Source organism: Thiosulfatimonas sediminis (genome assembly GCF_011398355.1).
GTDB lineage: Bacteria > Pseudomonadota > Gammaproteobacteria > Thiomicrospirales > Thiomicrospiraceae > Thiomicrorhabdus > Thiomicrorhabdus sediminis_A.
Genome location: NZ_AP021889.1, coordinates 2,556,986 through 2,582,619 on the forward strand (window position 1 = coordinate 2,556,986; position 25,634 = coordinate 2,582,619).

Below are 25,634 nucleotides of genomic sequence, written 5' to 3' on the forward strand. Positions count from 1 at the left end.
CTTAAGCCTCCAAAGCGGTGCGCTGGATGTGTACCAATTCAGCAATCCCTTTTTGCCCTAATGCCAACATCGCTTGCAACTCAGCCATCGAATAAGGTGCCGCTTCTGCCGTGCCTTGCACTTCAATAAACGTGCCTTGCGCGGTCATCACCAAGTTCATATCCGTTTCTGCACTCGAATCTTCAGCATAATCCAAGTCCAACACTGGCGTGCCTTGATAAACCCCCACCGAAATCGACGCAATCTGCTGCGCAATCGGCGACTCAAGCAAGCTGCCGTTGGCGACTAATTTATCCAGCGCCATCCCTAAAGCCACATAAGCCCCGGTAATGGAAGCTGTTCGTGTACCACCATCGGCTTGGATCACATCGCAATCAATGTAAATCGTACGCTCGCCGAGTTTGCTTAAATCCACAGCCGCACGCAGCGAACGGCCAATCAAACGTTGAATCTCTTGAGTACGCCCACCTTGCTTACCGGCCGTCGCTTCACGGCGCATCCGCGTGCCGGTAGAACGCGGCAACATTCCATATTCTGCAGTGACCCAACCTTGCCCTTTGCCACGCAACCAAGGCGGTACAGAATTTTCCACCGAGGCGTTACAAATCACCTGTGTATCGCCAAACGTAATCAATACCGAACCCTCTGCGTGCTTGGTAAAATCCTTCGTGATGGTGACCGCGCGTAATTCGTCGGCGGCACGTCCGCTTGGGCGGCTCCACGGATTATCATTCATGCTCTGTCCTTTAAGCGTTTAATCAGTTTAGAATGGCGGCATTATAAACGATTCAGCTTAGGCAAACTTAGCCCCAAAATGGAAACACAATGAAATCCTGTCAATCTGTATACAGCATGACCGCTTTCGCGCGCACTCAGCATCACTTTATCCACGAGCAGAGCAACACTCAATTTGCTTGGGAACTGCGTTCGGTCAACCAGCGTTATCTAGAAATTAACTTTCGTATGAATGACAATTTACGCCACCTAGAGATGCCGATTCGTCAGCAGCTAAAAGCGCATTTTGCACGTGGCAAAATTGATGTCAGCCTAAGCATTAAACAGAGCACATCCGCCAGCATGCAAATCAACATGGCGACCTTACACAGCCTTAACCAAGCCATTTGTGAAGTGCAGATGCAACTACCAGAAGCCACCGCGTTAAACCCACTGGAAATATTGCAGTGGCCGGGTGTACTGCAAGAACAAAACAACCCACTAAGCACCGACGATCAGGCGCTAGACAAAGCGCTATTATCAGGGCTAGAACAAGCGATTGAGGATTTAAAAGCCCACCGCGCACGCGAAGGCAGTGCCTTAAAAACCGTTATCGAACAGCGTTGTGATTCACTCGAATCCATTCTCGAAAGTTTGCAACCGATATTAAGCGACATTCAAGCCGCACAAGTCAGCAAAACTCGCCAACGCCTAGCAACACTGCAAACCAATGTGGATGAACAACGTCTGCATCAAGAAATCGCCCTACTGGCGCAAAAAATCGACATCGCCGAAGAACTTGATCGACTGGCATTGCAAATCAAAGAGGTTCGCCATGTATTAAACAGCGGCGAACCGATGGGCCGACGACTGGATTTTTTGATGCAAGAACTCAACCGCGAAGCCAACACCCTCGGCTCAAAATCGGTGGATAGCCGCACCTCACAAGCCAGCGTCGATTTAAAAGTGCTGATCGAACAAATGCGCGAACAGGTGCAGAATATAGAATAGTTTTTTTACCCATCCAAGAATGTCTTAAAAGCCCTGTTATTTGTTTGTAAATACAGGGCTTTTTTAATTTTCCCCGTCCAAATCGGTTTGCAGATGTCCGTTACCAGTTGCTGTTTAAGTGGTGGGCAATGGTGAGCAAATTTTGACGATTTCTTAGGAAGATAGAGTAACAAACGATGGCAAAACTAACCGCAACTCAGGTGCCGTCTTATGGTCGCACCGCAACAGCAAACAAAAAATACAGTGATGGTAATGGCCTATATTTTTGCGTAAGAAAATCTGGCATGCCGTATTAGATGCTAAGGTATACCAGCCTAAACGGAGGACGGGAAGCCGCGCTCGGCCAATACCCAAGCATGACCTTAGCAGAGGCTCGACTTGAATCGTCTAAAATGCAGCGACAACTTCAGCAAGGTGAATAAGAGGAATTTGAGCCGCCCCAAGAAATGGGGCAACAGGGGCTTTTATTGACAACACAAGTCATCAAACATACCTTTCAAACACAGCTTTCAAACCAATATGACCGACGCCTCTGCATTTTTGTACGCGTCGGTTCTCATTTAGCGTAGCGGTATGCTTCGTAAATGAGTTTCGATTGCTTCAATCATTGACTTGGTAAGGGGTAGATGCGCTTTTTCTTTCGCCCATACCTCATGAAAACCTGCCACGGTTTGCTTAGCAGTATCTAACACCAATTTTTCTGGCAGCATGGCTTTAGCAGCTAGGTGTGATAACTCGTCCAGCGTGAAATCACTGAATTTCTTGCTACGGCTAACCTTTAACGACGCACTATCATCCGGGATATAAGGAATGGTCGAGACAAAGTCATAGGCAGGTGCTATCGATGCAGTGCGCTTGTCTTTGTAGATCACAGACCAATTTTTCAAATGCATATCGGCATTGCCAATTAGGGTATTGAACACCAATCTGCGTGTAAATTCTGCGATGTCCTTGTCTTGACCTTCGATGCCGATAACCTGAGCAATATTGCGCATACTGGCTTTTTTGTATTTATCTTGAGGATAAACGCCAAACACTTGCGCAAAATCTTCAATGTGTACGGCTTGATCACCTGCACGATCAAAACGCTTAATCACAAACGCACTGTCACCAAATTTACCAATACCATCTGGGATATTAGCAATCTGGTTAATGGGAAGTAGCTGAGTCTCCGGCACATCCATTCCCAACATTCGAGCCAGTTCCATCATCGAATATTCATTTTCTGGCACAGCGTCAAATCGAGACGATGGCAATTTCACAATCCAAGAGCCACCCTTACCGGTTGCTGGAATCGTCAAGCCACCGTTTGCCTGTTGAACGGCTGAAAACTTCAACTGCACACCCGCTAATGAAAAACGCATTGGAGCATCTATTTTCGTCTCATCGTCAATATCTTGATGCACATTAGGTGGTAAGGCTTCACCATCTGCTGGTTCAACCGTGATCGCACCTGATAAATCCTGTCCTAGTACCCACAATAGAAAAAATTCCCTCGCTGGGTTCACACCGGCACGCTCTGCCAGGTAATAACGCATGGTTTCTTCTGGCAAAAGGTTAGAAAAAAACGGAGTTAACTTGGTTTGGGTCGGTTTAAAGTTAGTCAGCAAGCCACCCAGTGCATCTTTAAAACCAAGCCCCAACGCTGGCCGTAAGTCGTCATTAATGTACGAATCCATAAAGGCAAAAAGTGTTCTGTCATTGCCCACGTTGGTAATCGTTGCGATGGGCTCACCGTAGAGCAACACCTTGAGCGTAGAAACATGATTAGTCATCGTCGTCTTCCTCTAACTGATATGCAGGCGACATTGACTCACCTTCGTCGATGCTCCCTTGGCTGCTTCGAATGATCGACTTAATGGCAGGTACCGATTTTTTTGGTGCGACAAATAGCTCTAGGTCGAGTACACGGGCAAGTGCAATCAAACTGGACATTCTTAAATCAACGCCGCCAGACTCGATTTTCGATATATGGCTTTGAGGCACACCCGAACGCGCGCTCAGCTCTCTCTGGCTAAAGCCCTTTCGTAGCCGAGCTTCTCGAAGACTTTCTAGTATCTGCTCTGTTACATAGCTCATTTCGATATACCTCAATGCATCACATAAGAATAATTATATACAAAAACATATCAATCTAATCCCACAAACACAAGAATGATTAGCTATTATATATCAAAAAATATATTTTGATATATAATTATAGATAAATCGTGACGTGCACTTACTTACTGTGAGCAGTTGGGACAATGGGGCAACACTTCATACCGCAATCTTTAGAGGGTGAATAAGAGGAAATTAAACTACCCCAAGAAATGGGGTAACAACTCCTAACTGCATCAAAAATACCAAACTTGTAAAGTCCCAGATTGGGACTACCATCTGTTTATGAGAATTATTGCACTATCAACCTTAAAAACATTTTGGGAAGACAACCCAGAATATATTGACGCGAAAGAGCCAACGTTAGCGTGGTATAGGCATGCATTAAACGCGGATTGGGGATCACCAGCCGATGTGAAACAGAACTTTAGAAATGCAAGCATCCTCAAAGAGGAGCGTGTCGTGTTTAACATTGCCGGTACTAAATACCGATTAGTCGTTTGGATCAATTATGCCTACAAGGTGGTTTACATACGGTTTATCGGCAGCCATGCACAATACGATCAAATTGATGTGCAAACAATTTAAAGCCAAAAGGTAGTAACAAGAGATAAATATAATGGACATCAGACCTATTAAAACAGATGCCGACTACCGCGCGGCATTAAACGACATCGAAAACCTAATGATGGCGGAGCCAGATACAGTTGAAGGCGAAAAGCTGGACATTTTGGTTACGTTAGTCGAGGCCTACGAAGCAAAGCATTTTACAATGGATTTGCCAGACCCTGTGGAGGCAATAAAGTTTGAGATGGAGCGCAAAGGCTTAACGGTTAAAGACCTTGAACCCATGATAGGTAAAAGCAATCGTGTTTATGAAATCCTAAACTACAAGCGATCACTCACGCTAAAAATGATTTGGAAACTTCATGAAGGGCTTAGTATTCCAGCTGAGTCGCTGATCAAGCCACCGCAAGTTCGCGCTTCATAGCGCTGCGCATCAAGATTAGTTGGTTATGTTGTTATGAATGACGCTGGCTACCCAAACATTTCTGCTATTGACAACAGGCTAGCTGAACTTGAAAACGAAAAGCAGCAGCTTCTCGCATTAAGAGAGGCATTGCGTAGCGCTCAAAACGAGCGTTCAGTACAGACATTCACCCCAGAACAAAAAGTCGCCCTATTCAGACAACGATTTCGGGGTCGAGAGGATATCTTCGCCAATCGATGGCAAAACCAACAGGGCCGAAGTGGCTATTCCGTAGCCTGTGATAATGAATGGGTAAACGGGGTATGCAACAAACCCCGCATTAAATGCCAAGACTGTTCTCACCGAAAGTTTAGCGAATTAAACGAGCACATTATTTACAGGCACCTTGCCGGTCATCAAGTGGTTGGTCTGTATCCCTTACTGAAAGATAATACGTGCTATTTGTTGGCCGTCGATTTTGACAAAGGCTGTTGGCAAGAAGAAGCCAAAGCCGCACCAATAAAATTAGAGTCTTTGCCGAAAAACGTGACCATTACCTTGGCCAACCATATCTACTTTTTGATGAGCGAGTTACCTGGGCCACTACTGGCTGGACTAAAGCGATTAGCGAGTTTTTCTAATCCTGTGTTTTTTAAAACACAAGCGTTGCGCTTTTCAACCCATGGCATTCCAAGGTTTATTTCCTGTGCTCGTATTGAAAACGGTTATCTAGCACTACCGCGAGGCTGTCTTGATGACGCGATTGCTTTGCTACAAGAGCAAAACATTTCGCCACTATTTGACGATAAGCGTGAAACCGGCAAACCATTATTAAAACTTAGCCCCGAGTTCACTTTGCGAAAGAACCAGCGTGATGCAGTGGCCGCAATAACTAAACACGACTTCGGTATTTTGCATGCGCCAACCGCATTTGGAAAAACGGTTACAGCCATTGGCATGATCGTAAAACGCAAAGTAAACACCCTCATATTGGTTCATAGCCGACAACTGCTTGAACAGTGGCAAGAGCGCTTACGCACGTTCCTACCGGAAGCAAGCATTGGCAGTATAGGCGGTGGCAAAAGAAAGCCGAGTGGCATTATCGACATTGCCACCTACCAAAGCTTGGTCAATAAAAAAGACAACTCTATCTCCCCTCTCATCCAAGACTACGGCCACATTATTGTTGATGAATGCCACCATCTATCTGCGCCAAGGTTTGAAATGGTACTCAACGAGGTAAGAGCAAAATATGTATTGGGTCTAACAGCAACACCAGAGCGACAAGATGGCCATCAAAAGATCATTTTTATGACAGCAGGGCCAATTCGCTACAAAGTGAAACAAAGCCCTGATGAGCAATTTACTCAAACCGTGATTATTCATCAGCTCTACGATGTACCGTCAGCGGAGCTAATAACAACAGATGAGCGTCCAAAAATAAGCGATGCCTACCGCTGGCTCGTCGATAACGAACAGCGCACGTCAAAAATCGTCTCAGACGCCTCTCAGTGTGTTCAAAATGGCGGACACCCGTTAGTCCTTACAGAGCGTAGAGAGCACGCAGAGTACATACACTCACGACTTACCGAGATGGGTATAAGCACTGTCGTACTAAAAGGCGCCATGAAAGCTGCAGAACGCAAGAACGCTGACAATCATCTGCAATCGGCTCAAGTCATCGTAGCAACAGGAAAATATGTGGGCGAAGGATTTGACCTGCCAAGACTGGATACGTTGTTTTTGGCCATGCCCATCGCATGGAAAGGTACATTGGCTCAATATGCCGGTCGTATTCATCGTGAATCGGAAGGAAAAACACAAGTAACTATTAACGACTATGTGGACTGCGCCCTCCCTATGCTGCAACGCATGTTTAAAAAACGCGAGAAAAGCTACAAGGCAATGGGGTACGCCCTTGAGTACATTGATGACAACAGTAACAAGCAACCTTCACTGAAGTTGGAAAACGCCTCTTCAACAAATACCAAGTCAAAATAAACAGCAGCACTTGATTAAACACTTCCCCATACCTTTACCCCCATACGCCAAAACCACTATCCGTTTGGCTTTTGGATCGAGAAGCCAAACAGGGAAATTAGCCCATTTATTGTTTGGTGTCTCGATTGAAGTCCAAAGCCGGTAGGCCCTGCCAATACTGGCTAAAAGCAAGGCTTGGCACTTTTTGCACCCTAAACCAACCTCGAATCCAAAGTACAAACGTTAAACGTTAAACGCCGATTGTTTCATGGCTTGCTCGGCTCGGCTGATCCCTAGCTGCTTAGCAACGGTTTGCCATTGCTTAACCGCATTTAATACTTCGTCGTAAATTTGCGTGGCTTGGGTTTGCGAAAGTCGGAAGAAGTCTTTCACATCAAAGGCTAGCTGGTAGTCTAAGGCGTTGTCTGCATCGGTAATATTCAGATGCAGGCCATGCTTACCCACTATTGAATTTAAATCATAAGCGGGTGATAACTTCCAACCATTCTTTGTTAATAAAAACCCATGGTTACGGAGGTGATCATCGGTGTTGGACACCGCAATATTAAACACGATACGTCGCCATAACTGTGCTAAATCAGCTTCGGTGTGTGCACCACAATTGGAAATAAATTCAGCAATCTCTAAGTAGCTGGCACCTTGAGATTGTTCACCATCATAGTATTGCAGTTGTGTCATGGCCGATGAAAAATGCAGCCGCTTTTCACCATCGCGGTCAAACCGTTTTGTTAAAAACGTATGGTGCCCAGAGGAAAACCGTCTAATCTCACTTGGAAACATGTCAACACCTGCCGCCAACGCCAATTCATAACAGACCATCTCCCACGCCCCCACGTCATGGGTATCATTTAAATTGGGAAACTTGGCAATCCACAAGTGGCCTTGCTCATCTGTCACACAAGCCTTGGGCCTTGCACCGCCTAATGATGAGCCTGGAGAAATCAGCATTTTCAACCAGCGATAATACTCGTCACTGTCGATGTTATCGTCTTTTTCAATCTGCATGGCTGCGTGCTCTAGCTCTCGCAGAGAAGTCATTGGCGGCGCAGCAAATTCAGAATTGTCGTCCAAAAAAGGATTCGAGCCTGCTCGCTTAAATCGAATAGCACCCATCCGGTAAGAGTCGTGCACGCCCAACAGGTAATCCAATTCGTTTAATCGACTTGTTGCTCGAATGCCTTTGCGCGCTTCAATGGCCGCGCGCCGCTGCATTAAAATACGCCCCCATCTATCAGGCGATGAATCAAGAAAGGCGCGGAAGTTTTTATCGACTTCATCGTTGTAGAGTTCACCGGAGTGAAGCATCAGAATTGGATCAATTTGCAAGCGATAGGCTGAAGTTAAAAATGTTTTTTCGTAGGCAAAACTAAACACGCCACCTCGGCTTGAATCGCTGTAAGCAAGCTGCCCTATTAGCAAAGGCGCTTCAATTGGCTGCCAGTCGGCATAGACTTCAACGATTTCACGGCTCATCTTGAACCTTCCAGCAATTTTATATTTTGCAGCTTGATACCCACTTCATCATGGGCGGCCATTTCTGCAAAGTTACTTTCCATGCCAAGGACGGCCATAACTTTTAAGTAAGTGCCTATAGCAACGCCTGGATCGCCTGCGAAGACTTTGTTCACGGTTTTATGATCAAAGCCAGTACGTTCACACAGCAGCTTTTTTGTAAAACCACGTCGTTTCATCGCCAACAGCAAGTCTTCACCAAAATGAGTCAGGATTTTACGCTGCTTTGGAAACAGTACATTGTGCAAATCACGCTTAGCCATATCACCAACCCAAGGGACTATATTCCCATTATTTAATCATTACTGGGAATATAGTCCAACTTTGAAGTCCAAGCAACTCCAACAAATTAAATATGGGACTATATTCCCATTTTACTCAATATAATTGGATTTATATCCTACTTTTAGGTTTAGTTTGCGCGTTGCCCAAGGCGATGATGTGAATCCCTGAATACCAAAGGCATACCAAATTACAGCGTTCGATGGCTCACTGTCACCAGACGCGCTATTAATGAACATTGAGTTGTTAACCAACCAAGCGTTCAACCCAGAAACCGACTTGCTGATATTAGATGAAATTGGCGAATGTGAACGTGCCGTTACCTCGCTTAAGTATTTTGCCGAAAAAGCACCGTCCTATTTTATCGCAGCCAGCGGCTCAAACATTGGTTTGCTCAATACCTTCCCTGTGGGCAAGGTAGAACAATACAATTTACGACCACTGACCTTCCAAGAATTTATTTAGTCGATCCTGAATAACCCCGTAAGCCCATACGGGTTATTCAGGATCGAATAAGTACTAACAGCAGCATAAAAACGGCACTGTTTTTCCATTGCACCACTAAGATTTGGTAAAAGCCATAGGCAGTTTGGTGGGCAAACAGGCATTTTTGAGCGGTTTATTTTCGATAATTTATTGAGTTTGTTGGGATCTAGGCCGCTACTCAATGAGCAGGTGAAAATATTGAGTAATTTTTTAGCCACCTTTCCTTGCCTGATGACGCTTTTTGTAGCGGCAATAAAACATCACACCATCGCCTCTGCGTAGACGTTTTCGAGTTCGGCAAACTTAGTGACACTCTCTAGGCGAGTTAATGTCGTGAGTTTCATCGAGTTTTTCATTGGGCGATGCGGCACCTTGGTTACCGGTGTTTGCAGGGTCAAAGGCTTGCCTAGCTCAAATAAATAATACAACTCGCTAGAGCCTGATGTCTTACCGGCTTGATCTTCGGTGATGGTGTAGCGTTGTAACAACGTTACCCGTTTAACCGGCCAAAGCCGGTCAATTTGCTTGGTTGAACTTTGAGTGTCTGAGGTAGACGCCAACGCTAAATAACGAATTTCCTCGGCAATATGTTGCTTAAATTTTTGCACAAACGTACTTTGCGGCAGGTGATACCACTGTGCTGTACCTCGCTCAAATTTTTCAAAATAGCCATGATCACGGCCACGTTGCCCTCCCAACGCAACTGTCATGGTCAAATCTGGATACAGCACTTGGCGCATGCCGTAATAGGGTATACGTGCAGCATCCTGTACATAGAGTCTATCCGCCATGCCGGCAGCTGGATACATAGCATTGCCTTGCCCTGTTTGTGTATTCGGCGCTGCGCCAATTTGGGCCTGCAAGAACTCCAACAACCACTGGTGACCAGAATAAGCTTGCTCAGTCTGGCTAGACCCAGTTTGACTAGGTAATAGGGCGAATGCGCCAATGCCAATTTCTTCTATCGCGGTTGCGTAGGGGTTTGGTTTTGTGGCTTGGTCAAAAAAACCAGGGTATAAAGCAAAAGCACCAAAAACAGGACGGCTTTTCTTACTAGGTCGGTCATTCGTTGAATTGGGATGCGATTCTGACAAGCGGATTAACGCATCACGATAACGGTGCATTTGGTTAATGGCATCGTCTGGTACGTAATCCGTACTTTCAATATCTTCGCTGTTATCATCAAAGCGGCTTTTATCGGTTTTAATGCGGTATTTGGCATCAAACAGCCAAATAAACTGCTTCTTTTCGAACGAACCTGCTTCTGAGCTTGAAGGCAGTGTCACTTCCAACACAATATCCGGCTCTTGGCTCACCAAGTACGAGCGGATTGATTTTCCCTTTTTGGTAAATTTAGGCTCGTGTGCCAGCCTAGCTGTCACACCATCGTCGCGATCAAAGCAAAAGGCACCGGCAAAACCATCTTTTAGTTGGTACTCAAAAAAGTCATTTTGAGCGAGCTTTGTCGCATTGTTTTCCACCAACTTAAAGCCGAGATCCTGCTCTAAAATCTGTTTCAAACACAAAAAGCACCACACTTCATAAATCTCGGCCACTGACTTCATTGAAATGCTCGACTGATTGCCAAACACATCTAAATAAAATTTCAGCTCCTGCCAAACACGATACACCGCGCTGTAACCGGTTTTTTGCTGGAGCACTAACGACTCACGGCTTAAGCCTGTGTAACCACCAACCTCTTTTAAAAAACTTTGGCCTAACACTTTTTGCAGCGGTTGTTGCCAACTATGCAGTTCATTTAAAAATGAATCAGACAACCGTTGCCGCTCTGGCGCTTGGTTACTTTGCCTGAGCTTTTGTTCAAACTCAGCTAACTGTCGCTTACTTTTACTCACCGCCATTTTGATAAAACGGTTTTCTGGGGTATCGACACTCAGTTGCTTTTTTTCGACCGCGTAGCGTTTATCGTACTGACCATTAGCAAAATCTTGCTTTACTTGCTCGGCTAACTTATGTGGCAGGCGACCTTTTAGCTTAGCGGCCTTAATATTAGCCACCATTGGTTGCAAGCGGCTGTGAGGCGCTTGGGTGATGACTTTTAAACCTTGTTCAAAGCGCGCTCTTAACGCAGCAAAATTAGCCAACCACATCAGTGGAAAATGCCCGCGTTGCTGGCTGGTCGCTGCGTCCTGCTCGGTTTTTTCTACCAAACTAAAGCGCCAAAGTGGGTAGACTTTATCAATGGCTTGGTACATGGCAGGCAAGTCTTGATGCAGGGCCATTTTGGTTAGCAATACTTCAAAGGCTATCTGCTGTGTCTGTGTTTTACCATTCAGTTCAAAAGTGAGTGGCAAACGTAACCACCCCACATCATTGCCAGTATTAATGGTGCCGATTAAACGTGCAGGCACCACGCCCCTTGTGGTTTTTACTTCAGGGGCAAAACGAAACGCCTCATTCACACTTTGGCTGCGATGGGTTAAGCGCGCGTTAGACACTTCACTAAAAAAGACCCACTCAAACTGGTACTGGGTATTTTCAAAAAACAGTGGAGAATGTAATGCCAGCTCAGCGTGTTGAGCTGAACCATTTTCAACAAGGCCACTTTCAGCTAACGCACTTTTGTCTAAACCATCTGCAACTAGCCCTTGCGTTTCAATAGCGTTGCTCAGTTCAGCCGCAGGCGCAAAGCGCAATTCGTAGCTAGGTTGTTCATCATTAGTGCTTGCCCTGTTCGCGACAGTATTTTGGTAAACCTTGGTTCGTTGGCTAATATCATTTGCCCAGACCGAAAACTCAAAGTCAGGAGTTTGTAATCGTATTAACTCTGGCATTCCCTACCACTCCTTACACCTTCGCTTTACGGGTTCTGCTTATAGGTTGCATTCACTGCAGAAGGCATCAAACAGCACCGACTCATTAAGGCCAGAAACTGGTAAAGGTGGCACTGGCTAGTCGATCGCGCATCCACTGCAGTTTCGCTTTTGAACGGCAAGGTATGCGAAGTACTTTTTCCTCATCAGTAGCACCATCGGCCACGATTTTCTCACGATACAAGTCAGGGCGTTGACCGTCTTCGTCTGTGTCAGACGCTAACCAAATGGGGGCTAACTGCGCAGCCAGAACAGTATTAAGTTCAACCAACAAAGCCTTGCTATTTGATGTAGTCAGTTTGTCGGTATCGCCTTCGATACGCGGCAGAACCTTACACATCATAAAGTCGTCCCACACCGCTTTTAGGGTTAAGTCATCTTGTGGTTGGCTGCTGGCCACTGCGAGGAGCAGCTCATTGAGCGCACGAAACGCCAACTCAAACGGTGTATTTTTTAGCACTGTTTTGACGGCCGATAAAAACGCAACGGTTTTAGTGCCATCCACATCAAAGGTATTGGCTAAATCCGCTTTGCTGGCGTTTGACCAAATGGGATAACTAAGGCGCTTATTACGACTGGTAGGAGTGAAAAAGTCGTCATAGTCGTTCGGGAAAAACGCGCCAAAATCAAAACTCAGCGCACGGTCAATCACCTTGCGCGAAAAGCCATGCGTGGTTTCATCCATATTCACCGTGCCCGCAACCAGAAGGTTGAACGGAATACCCAAACCATATTGGCAAATATGTGCCCACAGCTCGTCGTATTGCGCACCCTCAAAGCCTAGCGCTTCACGCAGCTTTTCTTTGTCCGCGACTGCTTTAATCGTGGCAGGTTTTAATAAGGCATCACTGCTGTAGGTAAAGCTATTATCCGTCCAGCGCCATTCGCGAGTCTCAAGCACCGACAAATAATCAGCAAAATATTGCTCAACAGGGGCAAGGTTCATTTCATCCAAGCACAGCCAGTAAGGCAACACCTGCTCAAGTGCATCTCGTTCGCCTGTTACTACTAAACACTCGCCTTGATCTTCGCTCTCTTGCACTTCAATGGTTAAACCGCTATCAGCAATGGCACGCCAAGCTTTGGCGATAAACTGCAATACGTCCGTGGTGATGTATTCGGCAGAGCCATTTAAGCGCGAAATATAACCAAGCAAATCGCTCGGCTCATGCCAGTCGGGGCGCACCGAGGTTAAACAATAGGTTTCAGTAAACTGGCCTGAGGTTTTTGCTTGCTCACGCACAAAACGTGTTTTACCTGTGCCTGAGATACCAGCTAGCAGGAGAAAGGGTTTGGACAGAATGACACCTTGAATAGTAAGTGGCTCTTTTATTGGCTTGCTCTCACTATAATTTTCTTTCTCTAATAATGGCTCAAAATCAAATTCTTCTATGTCTTTGTATATTTTTAATAATTCTTGAAGGTCCGCTATTAATTCGTCGCTTTCTGGAAGATTAGAGCTGCTATAAAATTTTGCTGAAATACTTGGCTTTTCATATGACTTTCCAAGAGCTGTTTCCGCCTTCAAGTCAATTTCTTGTACGCCCCAGCTTTTTAACCTAGGAAACTGTGCTAGTAATATATCCTTTATATCGCTAGCTCTTTTTTCAGCTCTTTTCTTCCCTAAGTTTTTGGTCGGTATCGTAGTTCCTTGGTTCAAAGAAAGGTAGAAACCTGAACCATCTGCGTTAAACAGATAAACCGGATAAATTCCATCTTGTGTAGTTGTAGTGATTTTTGGATTAAGAATAGATAGCCAAGGGACGTTTGCCCAATTTCCAGCCCCAACACTAGCTTTAATCTCAAATGAATCGAAGTCTCGTTTTACTAATCGTTCGATTTCATCTTTTAAATCTTGGCGAAAAAGATTTGCAATCGGATGCCCTGTAAATTGCTCTTCTGTTGCTTGCGCCCAGCCATTAACAAATTTGCCCAACTTATCTTTTAGACTCATAACTATCCTTAAATTCAAACCAGCACTAAAAAGTTCGCGTGTATTAAAAAATGCTCTTTGATGGAGTGCTATTATTCGATTTCACCAATTGAACGATACCTGCGCCTTCTAATATGTTAAGTGTTCTCGTCACATTACTGATCACTCGACCGGTAAGCGCGGCCAGCTCTGTCACCGATTGCGGCTGTGCTCGGCAATCACTTTTAACAACTTCTGGTTTTCTTTTCGACAGCACATTGGCCACCGATTCCAGCGGGTCAAACCAGATATCGATGGAGTAATGTGAATCTGGGGTTTGCCCTTTAATTCCAATTACACAGCCAGCGCCAAGGCGTGCTTAAAACAGCGTTTGGCCATTCAAAAGACTGTACGCTTATACATAGGCCGCTTATGTTATCAATCGCTGATATTGGTGCAAGGTTATTTTCCCTTTAAGACAATGGCAATCTCCATGCACAGGAAGTAAACCACTACACACAACACCGATACGGTGAGTTTCAATCCACTGGTCGATATCGCTTTCTAACCAGCCCACGGCACGCCCACCAATGCGAATGGAACGGGGAAATTCAGCGGTTATAGGTCTACACAAAGTGACTTCATAGGTGACAATTTGTAGACCTGAATGCGGCATTCAAGCTTTCAGACAATCCAAACTGAACGATATTTTTTGCTAACCGCATTTGACCTGTCTATAACGTTATAGTTTATCCTCATTAGTCTTCTAGTCTGTTTGAGCCAGCCACGCCATTGTTAAAGGATGTTTTATCTGTGTACCGCATTTCCGAGTTAGCTGAAAAAGTCGGGCTGTCGCGCTCAACCTTGCTCTACTACGAAAAGCTAGGTTTATTGCATGGCGCTCGCCAAGCCAATGGCTATCGGCTTTACTCCGATAAAGAGGTTCAGCGGTTGCACTTGTTGCAACAACTGCAAGCGGGCGGTTTAACCCTTAAGGAATGCAAATCCTTTTTAGACAGCAAAGTGGAACGCGCGGTACTTGAAAAACGCTTACAGCAGTTGGACGAAGACATCGCTCAAAAGCAGCAAGCTCGGGACTTACTTGCCGCCTTGCTCGGTGAAGGTTCATTACGTTTTTGGCATCAACAGACCGATAAATTAGCGCCAGACGCCCATCTGGATTGGTTAAAACAGCAAGGTTTTAATGAACAACAAGTCCTGCATTTAAAATGGTTGTCGAAAGATATGAACGAACACGATCAATACATGGCCGATTTCATGACGGTATTTCAAACCCTAGAACGCTGGGGACCCGGCTGCGATGCCGATTCGCTTAAAGCCTTATCAAGACTGCCAACAACACCCGCTAAGATTATTGATATTGGTTGCGGCAAAGGCTTTTCAACCCGTTTATTGGCAAGCCATACCCAAGCGAACATCGTGGCGGTGGATAACGAACAAAGCACGCTTGATGAATTGCGCGAACGCCTTGCCGAGATGGGATTAGATGCTCACGTGACCTTAAGCTGCGCCAGCATGACGGAACTGCCCTTTGCTCCTGAAAGTTTTGATTGCATCTGGTCGGAAGCGGCGGCTTACATAATGGGGGTCGAGCCGGCACTGAAAAAGTGGCGAGCGTTACTCAAAGACAATGGCTACATGGTCCTCAGTGACTTGGTTTGGTTGAGCGATAATCCAAGCGCAGAAACCATTGAGTTCTGGAAAAACGAATACCCTGACATGCAAACCATCGAAACCCGTTTAACGCAAATGTGCCAAGCGGGGTTTGAAGTAATTCAGCATTTCACCCTAAGTGACCAAGCGTGGCACGACTATTACCAACCACTCAAAGCGCGAGTGGCAGAAGCAAAAACAAGCATGCCAAGTTCAAAAGCCATTGCAGATTTAGAGCAAGAAATTGCGATTTATGAACGCTACCTAGGCGAATTTGGTTACCAGCTATTTGTGCTGCGCAAAGGCTCGTGACAAGCTGTCTGACATTTTTAAACGGTTTCTTTTCGCTAAGTTATTGAGTTTGTTGTGGTCTAGGTCATTATTCCAGGCACAGGCACGAAATGTAGAATAGATAATAAACTGACTTTATAGACCCTTAACAATACACTTTGGGCAATCTTCTCACTTACGGACAAACTTGCCCAAAATCAAGGCTCTAAGATTGAAATTTTCACGCTAGGCAAGTATAGTTTCGCTGTTACAAATCATCCTAATGTTTACTGAGGCGCGGGAATTATGAGTGACTTAACAAAAATGCTACTGGTTTTGGTCATAACCGTAGTGATTCCATTAGCCGTTCTACTTGGCATTTGGGCAGACATTCTGCCACAAGCTTTGCAAGTAGCTATCGGTCTTGCAGGCGTTATTTTAACGATTGCTTATATCGTAGGTGGCAACCTTTTGCTTATGTGGGGCGACATTAAATCGGGTCGTTACTCCAAAAAATCTTAAGTACTGTTTGGTTCCACCCTCAAAACCCGGCTCTGCCGGGTTTTTTATTGGTTCAGAAAGCCAACTAAATCCAATTATCATTTCCCCCCTCTAACCAAAAAGCGCACTGGACTGTCGCAACAAAAGCCGCCATAGACAAAAGATAAAACGCTATAATTAGCGGCAATTTACATCCTTTTAATTTGGCTGAAATATTCAACAAATCTTAAGAAATCACCGAAGCTGTCCAAACGGCTTCAGCAAGACGTATTCGGTGTCTCGCAATAACATCGATATACAGTAGTCCGTTCTATGTCGGCAGACGCAAAGACAATTTGAGAGCAAAATGAGTAACGATAAGCCAAATCTAAATGACAACGATATGCCATCAATGGGCTCGGCGAAGGAAATCATGGGCGAAAAACCAACAGCAACCACGACGCGTAAGCGCACCCCGGCCAAAAAAACCGCAACCAAACCCGCCGTTGCCAAAAAACCGGCTGCGCGTCGTGGTCGACCCGCTAAAAAACCTCAAAAACCGTCTTTGCTCAAACGCCTGTTTAAATATTTTTTCTGGTTTAACTTTGCAAGTTTTTTTATTGCACTGCCTTTAACAGCTGCCGGCATTTACTATCTAACCATCTACCCAACACTACCGGAAGTGAGTGAACTCAAAGAAGTCTCGTATCAAGTACCACTGCGAATTGTTACTCAAGACAACAAATTAATTACCGAAATTGGCACCAAAAAACGAGTGCCTTTGGAATATCACGAAATCCCAGAACGCATGACACAAGCGATTATTGCCGCCGAGGACGAAAACTTCTTTGAGCATGGTGGCGTCGATTTCAAAGGGCTAGCGCGTGCGGTTTATCACCTTGTCAGCACCGGCGAAAAACGCTCTGGCGGCTCGACCATCACCATGCAGGTGGCGCGTAACTTCTACTTAACCAAAGAGAAAACCTTTTTACGCAAACTCAACGAAATAGTCTTGTCGTACAAAATCGAACATGAACTTTCCAAACAAGAAATCATGGCGTTGTACCTCAATAAAATCTTTTTAGGCTATCGTTCTTACGGCGTTGCCGCAGCGGCACAAACCTATTATGGCAAACCCCTAAGCGATCTTGATATCAATGAATATGCGATGATTGCCGGTCTACCAAAAGCGCCATCCGCATACAACCCTATCCGCAATGCGCAGCGTGCAAAACTGCGTCGCGATTATGTATTGCGTCGTATGCAAGAGCTGAATTTCATCACAACACAAGAGATGCAAACCGCTTTGGCGGTCGAAGTCCACAGCAAACTATACGGTCCAGTCATTGAAGTAGAAGCGGATTATGTTGCCGAAGAAGCACGTGCTTTTGCTTTAGAACGCTTTGGCGAAGAAGCGTTGCAAAACGGACTGACCATTGTTACCACCTTAGAAAGCGGCCTACAACAACGCGCTACCGCGGCAGTGCGTGACGGTTTACAAGATTACGAACGCCGTCACGGTTATCGCGGTGCTATTAAGAATATTGACTCTGGCTTATTACAAGATCGTGATGCACTGCTCAACGAGATGCAAGAGATCAATAATTATGGCGATTTACTCGTCGCTGCGGTCACCGGGTTTAACAAAGGTGTGCCGCAAATCTTGATTGAAAACGGTGACAAAGCCGAGCTGCAATTCGCCGATATGGCATGGGCCGCACCGTATATCAACGTCAACAGCAAAAAAAGCGCCCCAAAATCGGCGGCTGACGTGGTGCAAGTCGGAGATCTGATTTATGTCCAAAAACAGGATAAACGCTGGCAACTTGCACAAGATCCACTGGCCGAATCCGCACTGATTTCACTGGACAGCAACAGCGGCCGCGTCTTGGCGCTGGTCGGTGGCTATGACTATTTCCGCAGCAAGTTCAACCGCGCCACCCAAGGTAAACGCCAAGTGGGTTCAAACATCAAACCGTTCTTATACTCTGCCGGTTTGGAGCAAGGCATGACTGCTGCCACCACAATTAACGACGCCCCCGTCGTGTTCCATGATCGCAATCTGGAAGATTACTGGCGCCCAGAAAATTACTCCGGCCAATATTATGGCCCAACCCGTTTACGAAAAGCTTTGGCACTATCGCGTAACCTTGTATCAATTCGTCTAATGCAACAAATTGGTATTAATACCGCCGTCGACTACTTTAAAAACTTCGGTTTTCCAGAAGACGAACTCAATGCCCATAAAAACCTCTCGCTCTCGCTCGGGGCGGTCGAAATGACGCCGCAACAAGTTGCGCGCGGTTATGCGACCTTCTCAAACGGCGGCTATTTAATCGAGCCTTATTTGATTGATGAAGTCCGTGATTTTAATGGCGATGTGCTCTACAAAGCGCAACCCAAAAAAGTGTGCAAAAGCGCCAATTGCCAAGGGCAAAACAATGCGCCGCGGGTGATTGAAGAACGTAATGCTTTTATTATGAACAGCATAATGCAAGATGTTATTCGTTACGGCTCTGGAAAACGCGCTCGCGCCTTAAAACGTGAAGATATTGCCGGTAAAACTGGAACCACAAACGATCAAAAAGACGCTTGGTTCTCAGGTTTCAATCCCAATATCACCACCACCGTATGGTTTGGTTTTGATAAACCATCGACACTCGGACGCAGCGAAGTCGGAGGGCGTGCCGCCCTGCCAATCTGGATGGATTACATGAGTTACGCGCTGCAAACACAGCCGAATCAACCACTGGATATGCCAGCGGGAATTGTGCAGGTTCCAATCAATCAGGAAACCGGCTTAGCGGTTGCTGCAGATGCGCCTGATGCGCTCTATGAGTTCTTCCGTGAAGAGCGTGCGCCGCAAATTCCCAAAGTTTCACAACAGAAAATCGACAACCTAACACAAGAGTTATTCGATTAATGAACTGGGCTGCCTTTGAAGAAAAACTGGCGCCCAGTTTAGGCGAAACACTGCACATTGAAGGCGCCAAAAGCGTGATGGGCGGCGATATTTGCAAAGCGTTTGAACTGCATACCAGTCAGGGGAAGTTCTTTTTAAAAACCCATTCGCTAAGCTTTTACGATCTGTTTCAAGCAGAGCAATTTAATTTGCAGGCGCTGGCCGAAACAAACAGTATTGCTGTGCCTAAAGCGATCGCCAGCGGTACGTTTGACAAACAAGCATGGTTACTGCTGGAATTTATCGACATGCACGACAGCGGCGATGATTTTCAACGCGGCCGCGACTTGGCGTTATTGCATCACCACGTCAATGACAGCGCCAAACCCTTTGGTTGGTCACATGACAACTTTATCGGCCTCACTCCACAGCACAATACTTGGCATAGTGACTGGATCGAGTTCTACCGCGAAATGCGCCTAAAACCGCAATTGCGTCTCGCCGCACAGCGCGGCATGGCGAATCACGTAATCGAAAAAGCTTGGCAGCTGATCGACAAAATCGAATTTTGGTTTCGCGATTATCAACCACAAGCTTCGTTATTACACGGCGACTTATGGGGCGGCAACAGCGCTTTTAGCCGCGATGGCGACGCGCTGATTTTTGATCCAGCTTGCTATTACGGAGACCACGAAACCGATATCGCGATGAGTGAACTTTTTGGCGGCTTTAGTGCTGCGTTTTATGCCGGTTATCAAGATGTTTTTCCGCTCGATCATGGCTACCCACAGCGCAAACCCTTGTACAACCTGTATCACTTGCTCAACCATTACAATCTGTTTGGCGGACACTATCAGCAACAGGCGGAAAGCCTAATTCAGACACTGTTGGCGCAAGCCAAGTAGCTTTCGTATAATGAGCCACAATTTTTCAATTTTAATTTAAGCAATTTTAGGACAGCAACGATGAAATGCATTCTATTGGGCGCCCCAGGCGCAGGTAAAGGCACTCAAGCCCAATTTCTAACCAAAGAATTTTCAATTCCGCAAATCTCAACCGGCGATATGCTTCGCGCAGCGATCAAAGCCGGGACTGAATTAGGCAAGCAAGCCAAGGCCGCAATCGATGCCGGCGCACTGGTCACCGATGAAATCATCATAGGTATGGTTAAAGAGCGTATCGCGTTGGACGATTGCGCGAACGGTTTCCTACTAGACGGTTTTCCTCGCACGGTTCCACAAGCGGATGCGTTGGCGGACGCGGGTGTTGATATCGACGCCGTTATCGAAATTGACGTACCGGACGAAGTGATTGTTGAGCGTATGTCTGGCCGCCGCGCGCATTTGGCATCAGGGCGTACTTATCACTTGGTTTACAACCCACCTAAAGTGGAAGGTAAAGATGACGTTACCGGTGAAGATTTGGTACAACGTGATGACGACAAGCCTGAAGTCGTGCTAGACCGCCTACGCGTTTACCATAATCAGACTGCACCGCTGGTCGGCTACTACAAAGAAGCCGCCGACAAAATCGATTCACTGAAATACATCACCATCGATGGTACTCAAGGTATCGACGAGGTTGAAACCGCGATTCGTGCAGCACTGAAATAATCTTTTACTGCTGTACAAACGAAGAAAGGCGCTCAATCGAGCGCCTTTTTTATTCCGTTTATATATCAGTAAGACAGCATTTAAGGCAGAGTACATAGGGCCCCTTAAAGAGAGGAGTTACTCAGAGTTAGCGATGGATCGGATCAGCGATTGATCGTGTTTGAGCAAACTTGTTTGCGAGTTATCAATCGCCCGAGACAAGCGCTACTCTGAGTTCTCTGAACGACAGAGGGTGTCTTTTCTTTTGCTACTTTTCTTTGGACACGCAAAGAAAAGTAGAAAGAGAAAGCTTTTAAAAGAATTGAATTTTCACAGCCAATCAGGCTGCAACAACGGCATCAACTGTAACTGCAAAGCCGCATTGGGCAATAATCCACGCAAATGCTGATAAATGGCTCGCGCTTCATTGCAGTGCACGGTCACTTCCAGCAACGTTTTGCTTTTATAACCGGACACCTGCTCAGTAATGCTTTCCAGCGGATAAGTGTGGGCTTGCACCGGTAAGGCAACAAACGTCAGTTCACGCTGTGGATAACTCAAAAGGGCATCCGTGACATTATCATAAAGCTCACTATCAAACTGCAAACGAAACAGACAGTGCTCAAAAATTGGCATTGAGTTCATCTTACTGCTCCCCTTCTAGCATGGTTTTTGGCTTTGCCACTTGATTAAAGCGGCGATAGATAATCGGCAGAATCAGCAACGTAAGTAGCGTCGAACTAATCAGTCCACCAATCACCACAATCGCCAGTGGACGCTGGATTTCCGAGCCCGGCCCTTCGGCAAACACCAGTGGCAACAAGCCCAAAGCGGCAATCGAAGCGGTCATCAATACTGGACGTAAACGGCGCATTGCACCTTGGATTACTACGTCACCCAACGCCATGCCTTGCGATACTAATTGATTGAAATAACTGATCATCACCACACCGTTCAACACGGCGATACCGAGCAAAGCGATAAAGCCGACCGAAGCCGGAACCGAAAGATATTCACCGGTTATCCACAATGCCATTACCCCACCAATTAAGGCAAAAGGCACGTTTGCCATGACCATCACCGCTTGAGGAATCGAACCGAAAGTGGTAAACAGAATCAAGAAAATCAAGCCCAATGCAATCGGCACCACAATACTTAAGGTTTGTGCAGCACGCTGCTGGTTTTCAAACTGCCCACCCCACTCAAAATAGTAACCCGCTGGTATTGCCAGATCACGCGCCTTAGCTTTAGCTTCCTCCACAAAGCCAACTAAATCACGCCCTGCGACATTGCTAACCACCACAGCAAAACGTTTGCTTTGCTCACGCTGAATCGACACCGGCCCTTCGACTTCTTGCGCCTCAACCAATTGGCTTAGCAGAACGGTCTGCATTCCCATTGGACTATGCACCGTCATCGGCTGTTGCAACATCGCAAAAATCGAACTTTTCTGGGCTTCGCCAGCTCGCACTATCAGTGGAATGCGACGCACACCTTGATAGATATTGCCGACCTCAATCCCGTTGATTTGCGCACGCAACAAAGCTTCTACTTGGCTAACACTCAAACCAAGTTTACCAGCCATAATCGGCTGCACATTCAACTGCAAATAGCGCAGACCGTCATTGGTCGGGGTAAACACATCCTGAGCGCCTTCAATGCCTTCAACCATCTTCACCATCTCTTTGGCGACTTCGTTCAGCTCTTGCGGATTATCACCGAAAATCTTAATCGCCACATCACCGCGCGCACCGGTCAACATCTCATCAACACGCATCTGAATCGGCTGGGTAAAGGCGTAATTCACACCTGGGAAAAAATCTTCTAAAGTCTGGCGAATGGTTTCAATCAGCTCGTCCTTGGTCGCCATGCGCCACGTTTCTTTCGGCTTCAAGACCAAGAAAGAATCCGTGTCATTCAAACTCATTGGATCCATACCAATTTCATCCGAACCGACACGCGCGACAATGCGCTCGATTTCCGGCACTTGCTCCATCAAGGTTTTCTGAATACGGCGATCCAAATTCGTCGATGCATCCAAACTGACCGATGGATTTTTCTCGATTTGCAGAATCACATAGCCTTCATCCATCTGTGGAATAAAGGTTTTACCGACTTGAGTGAAACCAAACACCGCGACGGCAAGGCCAAGAAGCGCAACAACAACCACGGTTTTATCATGCGCCAAACTCCACTGCAGAATCGGCTGATAAAGAGCGGAAATCTTGCGAATCAACCACGGCTCTTGATGGCTTGGTTTACCAAGAATAAACGATGCCAAGGTCGGAATCACCGTCAGCGACAGCAATAGCGACGCGCCCAAAGCGAAGATAATCGTCACCGCCACCGGCACGAACAATTTCCCTTCCAGCCCAGACAAGGTCAGCAACGGAAGGAAGACCGTCATAATAATCAGAATCCCAGAAATCACCGGCACGGAGACTTCTTTCAATGCACGGAAAATAATGTGCATCTTCGGCAATTTTTGTCCTTGCTGCAGCGCCTTTTCCTGATGCGAAACGATGTTCTCGACCACCACCACGGCGGCATCGACCAGCATCCCGATGGCAATTGCTAAACCACCCAAAGACATCAAGTTAGCCGACAGGCCGAACCAGCGCATTAGGATAAAAGTGCTCAAGGCCGCCAACGGCAAAATCAACGCCACCGCCAAAGCGGCGCGCACATTGCCAAGGAACACGAGCAACACCAACAAGACCAAAACCACGGCTTCGGCCAAGGCTTTGGAGACCCCAAAAATGGCGGTATTGACCAAATCACCACGGTCATAGAAAACACTCACCGAAATCCCTTTCGGGAAAGCTGGTTCCAGTTCCGCCAAACGGTCGCGAATACCGGAAACCACTTCGCGCGCGTTCGCACCACGCAAGGCCATGACCAAACCTTGCACCGCCTCCGACTCACCGTTTTGAGTCACAGCACCATTACGATAAACGGAATCAATTTCCACCTTGGCAATATCTTGAATACGCACCGGCACGGTGTTTTCATAAGCCACAATCAATTGCTGAATTTGCTCAATCGACTGCAAGCTGCCTTGGGTACGCACCAAAAGCACTTCTTCACCTTGGTTTAAACGGCCTGCGCCATCATTACGGTTATTTTGCTCAAGTACCTCAATCAATTGCGCCAGACCAATCTGATACGTCGCCATTTTTTGGTAATCCGGCTTCACCGCATAAACGCGCGCCAAACCGCCCAAAACGTTGACATCCGCCACACCCGGAACCGAACGCAACGCCGGACGAATCACCCAATCAAGCAAATCACGTTTTTCCATGTTACTGAGCGCATCGCCTTCAATGGTAAACATGAACACATCGCTCAAAGGGGTCGATAAGGGAGCCATTCCGCCGGTAATCCCCGGAGGCAGATCGGCATTCCCAAGCCTTTCAGCCACCTGCTGACGCGCCCAATAAATATCCGTACCCTCAGTAAAATCAATCGTAATGTCAGCCAAAGCATACTTCGCTAATGAACGCAGCACTTCCTGTTTCGGCAACCCCAACAACTCTTGTTCCAACGGCGCAATTACGCGTTGTTCGACTTCCGATGGTGTCATACCCGGCGCTTTAAAAATAAGTTTCACTTGCGTTGGCGAAACATCCGGAAAAGCGTCAATCGGAATTTTCTGGAACGCTTGCCAACCTGCGCCAGCAAGGACTAAAACAATCAGCAGCACTAAGGTGCGCTGAACTAAGAAAAACTGCAGAAAACGACTTAACATAATCGGGTTACTCACCTTCCTCAGAAGCACTCAAAGCGAGTTTAATCGCCGTGGTGCCTTGGGTAATCAAAGGGGTCTGGGCATCAAAATCTTGGGCAGTGAAGTACATATTGTGCGCGTCCATCTGCAAAATTTGCACCATTTGCGCAGCGACCTCTTGTGCAGCCGTCTGGATAAACACAACCGAACTACCGTCAAATTGAGCAATCGCGCTTAAAGGGGCCCGAAACGCTTGTTGTTGCTGGATTAGAAAACGCACAGTCACCGCTTGTCCCGGTAGAATTTGGCGTTGTGGATTGGCAAATACCACGTGTACCTCAAAGGTTTGTGTCAGAGCATCCACTTGATTTTCCATATGCCGGATACGACCCTGTTCAGCAAATCCCTCAACCGCAACCGCCATGCCTTCACTCAATTGCGTACGCATCGCCAAAGGCACACGTACATCCAACACGATAGGATCAATGCTGCCCATGCTAAATAATGGCTGATTGCGATTAATTCGCTCGCCTAAACGCACCTGCATTTCCTCAATCTGACCATTCATCGGCGCGATGATTTGCAATGTACTGCCTTGCGTTTGATTACTTTTAAGCAGTTTATCCAGCCGTGCTTGACTAAAACCAGCTAAGCGAAGACTCTCTTTTTTCTCAGACAAACGGCTTTTTAACTGTGTCACTAACGCTTGTGTTGCCTGCAGTTCTTTTGTCGATGCAACGCCGCTATTATTTAACTGCTGCGTACGCTTCAAGGATTTCTGTGCAACTTCCAATTCACTGATCACCCCAAGCAGTTCCGTCTGCATGACCACTAATTGCGCACTGTCTAAGACCGCAATCACATCTCCAGCGTCAACTTCACCATGCACCCGCAACAGTTCGGTAATTTGTCCATCCAAAGGACTATTGAAACTCTGCATCGACTGCAGCGACATCATCGCAATCGCTTGCAATGGGATGCTCGGTACTTGCTGCACCGCTTGCGCCTGTGCCGTTTGTATCCCCATCGCTTGCCACTGCTCGGTATTCAATTCGATTTTTGCGTCCTGAGCTTGTGCGACGCCAAAGGCCAAAAGCAGGCTTAAAGACAGCGCGTTACGTAACCAAGCCGTCGGTGTAGAAAAAGTCATAGTCAACTCCATAAATT

The 25,634-nt window shown here is 46.5% G+C and carries 22 protein-coding genes and 1 pseudogene; 11 read left to right on the forward strand and 12 right to left on the reverse strand.

What is annotated here, in order from left to right:
- Nucleotide 1: 1 nt before the first annotated feature.
- Nucleotides 2-736 (reverse strand): ribonuclease PH, encoded by a 735-nt coding sequence (rph, locus tag HRR27_RS12015; protein ID WP_173274077.1) that lies wholly within the window; start codon nt 734-736, stop codon nt 2-4.
- A gap of 89 nt (nt 737-825) precedes the next feature.
- On the opposite strand from rph, the gene HRR27_RS12020 reads away from it, so the two are divergent.
- Together HRR27_RS12020 and HRR27_RS12885 are read left to right on the forward strand one after the other, a co-directional pair.
- On the forward strand, nt 826-1,725 hold the full coding sequence (locus HRR27_RS12020) for a YicC/YloC family endoribonuclease (RefSeq protein ID WP_173274078.1): 900 nt from the start codon (nt 826-828) through the stop codon (nt 1,723-1,725).
- A gap of 296 nt (nt 1,726-2,021) precedes the next feature.
- On the forward strand, nt 2,022-2,147 hold the full coding sequence (locus tag HRR27_RS12885) for an Arm DNA-binding domain-containing protein (protein ID WP_243830845.1): 126 nt from the start codon (nt 2,022-2,024) through the stop codon (nt 2,145-2,147).
- A gap of 138 nt (nt 2,148-2,285) precedes the next feature.
- Here HRR27_RS12885 and HRR27_RS12030 read toward each other — a convergent pair whose 3' ends face one another.
- Together HRR27_RS12030 and HRR27_RS12035 are read right to left on the reverse strand one after the other, a co-directional pair.
- Nucleotides 2,286-3,500 (reverse strand): type II toxin-antitoxin system HipA family toxin, encoded by a 1,215-nt coding sequence (locus HRR27_RS12030; RefSeq protein WP_173274079.1) that lies wholly within the window; start codon nt 3,498-3,500, stop codon nt 2,286-2,288.
- Nucleotides 3,493-3,804: a helix-turn-helix domain-containing protein gene (locus HRR27_RS12035; protein ID WP_173274080.1), complete on the reverse strand. Its 312-nt coding sequence runs from the start codon at nt 3,802-3,804 to the stop codon at nt 3,493-3,495. Before HRR27_RS12035 ends, HRR27_RS12030 begins: the two co-directional genes overlap by 8 nt.
- A 306-nt stretch (nt 3,805-4,110) precedes the next feature.
- On the opposite strand from HRR27_RS12035, the gene HRR27_RS12040 reads away from it, so the two are divergent.
- Genes HRR27_RS12040 through HRR27_RS12050 form a run of 3 tightly spaced genes read left to right on the forward strand, consistent with a single transcriptional unit; the run spans nt 4,111 to nt 6,796 of the window.
- The gene (locus HRR27_RS12040; protein ID WP_173274081.1) at nt 4,111-4,413 is read left to right on the forward strand and encodes a type II toxin-antitoxin system HigB family toxin; all 303 of its coding nucleotides are present in this window, start codon (nt 4,111-4,113) and stop codon (nt 4,411-4,413) included.
- Between the two features lie 31 nt (nt 4,414-4,444).
- Nucleotides 4,445-4,816 (forward strand): helix-turn-helix domain-containing protein, encoded by a 372-nt coding sequence (locus tag HRR27_RS12045; protein WP_173274082.1) that lies wholly within the window; start codon nt 4,445-4,447, stop codon nt 4,814-4,816.
- 33 nt (nt 4,817-4,849) lie between these two features.
- A complete protein-coding gene (locus tag HRR27_RS12050) occupies nt 4,850-6,796 on the forward strand; it encodes a DEAD/DEAH box helicase (RefSeq protein ID WP_173274083.1) in 1,947 nt (648 codons plus the stop codon).
- A gap of 222 nt (nt 6,797-7,018) precedes the next feature.
- Here the strand turns inward: HRR27_RS12050 and HRR27_RS12055 are convergent, their stop codons facing one another.
- Together HRR27_RS12055 and HRR27_RS12060 are read right to left on the reverse strand one after the other, a co-directional pair.
- Nucleotides 7,019-8,269, reverse strand: a complete 1,251-nt coding sequence (locus tag HRR27_RS12055) for a type II toxin-antitoxin system HipA family toxin (RefSeq protein WP_173274084.1) — start codon at nt 8,267-8,269, stop codon at nt 7,019-7,021.
- Nucleotides 8,266-8,571, reverse strand: coding sequence for a helix-turn-helix domain-containing protein (locus HRR27_RS12060; protein ID WP_004249763.1), 306 nt, complete (start codon nt 8,569-8,571; stop codon nt 8,266-8,268). Before HRR27_RS12060 ends, HRR27_RS12055 begins: the two co-directional genes overlap by 4 nt.
- 214 nt (nt 8,572-8,785) lie before the next feature.
- Here HRR27_RS12060 and HRR27_RS12065 point away from each other — a divergent pair.
- Nucleotides 8,786-9,052 (forward strand): annotated as a pseudogene (locus HRR27_RS12065) (AAA family ATPase); the annotation flags it as partial.
- A 284-nt stretch (nt 9,053-9,336) separates the two neighbouring features.
- On the opposite strand, the gene HRR27_RS12070 reads toward HRR27_RS12065, so the two are convergent.
- The 4 genes from HRR27_RS12070 to HRR27_RS12990 form a co-directional block, all read right to left on the reverse strand.
- The gene (locus tag HRR27_RS12070) at nt 9,337-11,871 is read right to left on the reverse strand and encodes a restriction endonuclease-like protein (RefSeq protein ID WP_173274085.1); all 2,535 of its coding nucleotides are present in this window, start codon (nt 11,869-11,871) and stop codon (nt 9,337-9,339) included.
- A gap of 85 nt (nt 11,872-11,956) precedes the next feature.
- A complete protein-coding gene (locus HRR27_RS12075) occupies nt 11,957-13,882 on the reverse strand; it encodes an MrcB family domain-containing protein (RefSeq protein WP_197905413.1) in 1,926 nt (641 codons plus the stop codon).
- Between the two features lie 25 nt (nt 13,883-13,907).
- Nucleotides 13,908-14,177: an HVO_A0114 family putative DNA-binding protein gene (locus tag HRR27_RS12985; RefSeq protein WP_481924043.1), complete on the reverse strand. Its 270-nt coding sequence runs from the start codon at nt 14,175-14,177 to the stop codon at nt 13,908-13,910.
- 75 nt (nt 14,178-14,252) lie between these two features.
- Nucleotides 14,253-14,498, reverse strand: a complete 246-nt coding sequence (locus HRR27_RS12990) for an AlpA family phage regulatory protein (RefSeq protein WP_481923978.1) — start codon at nt 14,496-14,498, stop codon at nt 14,253-14,255.
- A 137-nt stretch (nt 14,499-14,635) separates the two neighbouring features.
- Here HRR27_RS12990 and HRR27_RS12085 point away from each other — a divergent pair, with 137 nt between their 5' ends.
- From HRR27_RS12085 to adk, 5 genes are all read left to right on the forward strand, one after another.
- The gene (locus HRR27_RS12085; protein WP_173274086.1) at nt 14,636-15,808 is read left to right on the forward strand and encodes a MerR family transcriptional regulator; all 1,173 of its coding nucleotides are present in this window, start codon (nt 14,636-14,638) and stop codon (nt 15,806-15,808) included.
- A 264-nt stretch (nt 15,809-16,072) separates the two neighbouring features.
- Nucleotides 16,073-16,288, forward strand: a complete 216-nt coding sequence (locus tag HRR27_RS12090; protein WP_173274087.1) for a hypothetical protein — start codon at nt 16,073-16,075, stop codon at nt 16,286-16,288.
- Nucleotides 16,289-16,613: 325 nt separating this feature from the next.
- Nucleotides 16,614-19,169 (forward strand): penicillin-binding protein 1A, encoded by a 2,556-nt coding sequence (locus HRR27_RS12095; RefSeq protein WP_243830846.1) that lies wholly within the window; start codon nt 16,614-16,616, stop codon nt 19,167-19,169.
- Nucleotides 19,169-20,053 (forward strand): fructosamine kinase family protein, encoded by an 885-nt coding sequence (locus HRR27_RS12100; RefSeq protein ID WP_173274088.1) that lies wholly within the window; start codon nt 19,169-19,171, stop codon nt 20,051-20,053. Before HRR27_RS12095 ends, HRR27_RS12100 begins: the two co-directional genes overlap by 1 nt.
- Nucleotides 20,054-20,113: 60 nt before the next feature.
- Entirely contained in the window at nt 20,114-20,761 is a 648-nt protein-coding gene (gene adk / locus HRR27_RS12105) for an adenylate kinase (protein ID WP_173274089.1), read from the forward strand.
- A gap of 309 nt (nt 20,762-21,070) precedes the next feature.
- Here the strand turns inward: adk and HRR27_RS12110 are convergent, their stop codons facing one another.
- The 3 genes from HRR27_RS12110 to HRR27_RS12120 are packed head-to-tail and all read right to left on the reverse strand — an operon-like array spanning nt 21,071 to nt 25,617.
- Nucleotides 21,071-21,385, reverse strand: a complete 315-nt coding sequence (locus HRR27_RS12110; RefSeq protein WP_173274090.1) for a DUF3240 family protein — start codon at nt 21,383-21,385, stop codon at nt 21,071-21,073.
- A 1-nt stretch (nt 21,386) separates the two neighbouring features.
- Nucleotides 21,387-24,488, reverse strand: a complete 3,102-nt coding sequence (locus HRR27_RS12115; RefSeq protein WP_173274091.1) for an efflux RND transporter permease subunit — start codon at nt 24,486-24,488, stop codon at nt 21,387-21,389.
- Between the two features lie 7 nt (nt 24,489-24,495).
- The gene (locus tag HRR27_RS12120; protein ID WP_173274092.1) at nt 24,496-25,617 is read right to left on the reverse strand and encodes an efflux RND transporter periplasmic adaptor subunit; all 1,122 of its coding nucleotides are present in this window, start codon (nt 25,615-25,617) and stop codon (nt 24,496-24,498) included.
- Nucleotides 25,618-25,634 lie beyond the last annotated feature (17 nt).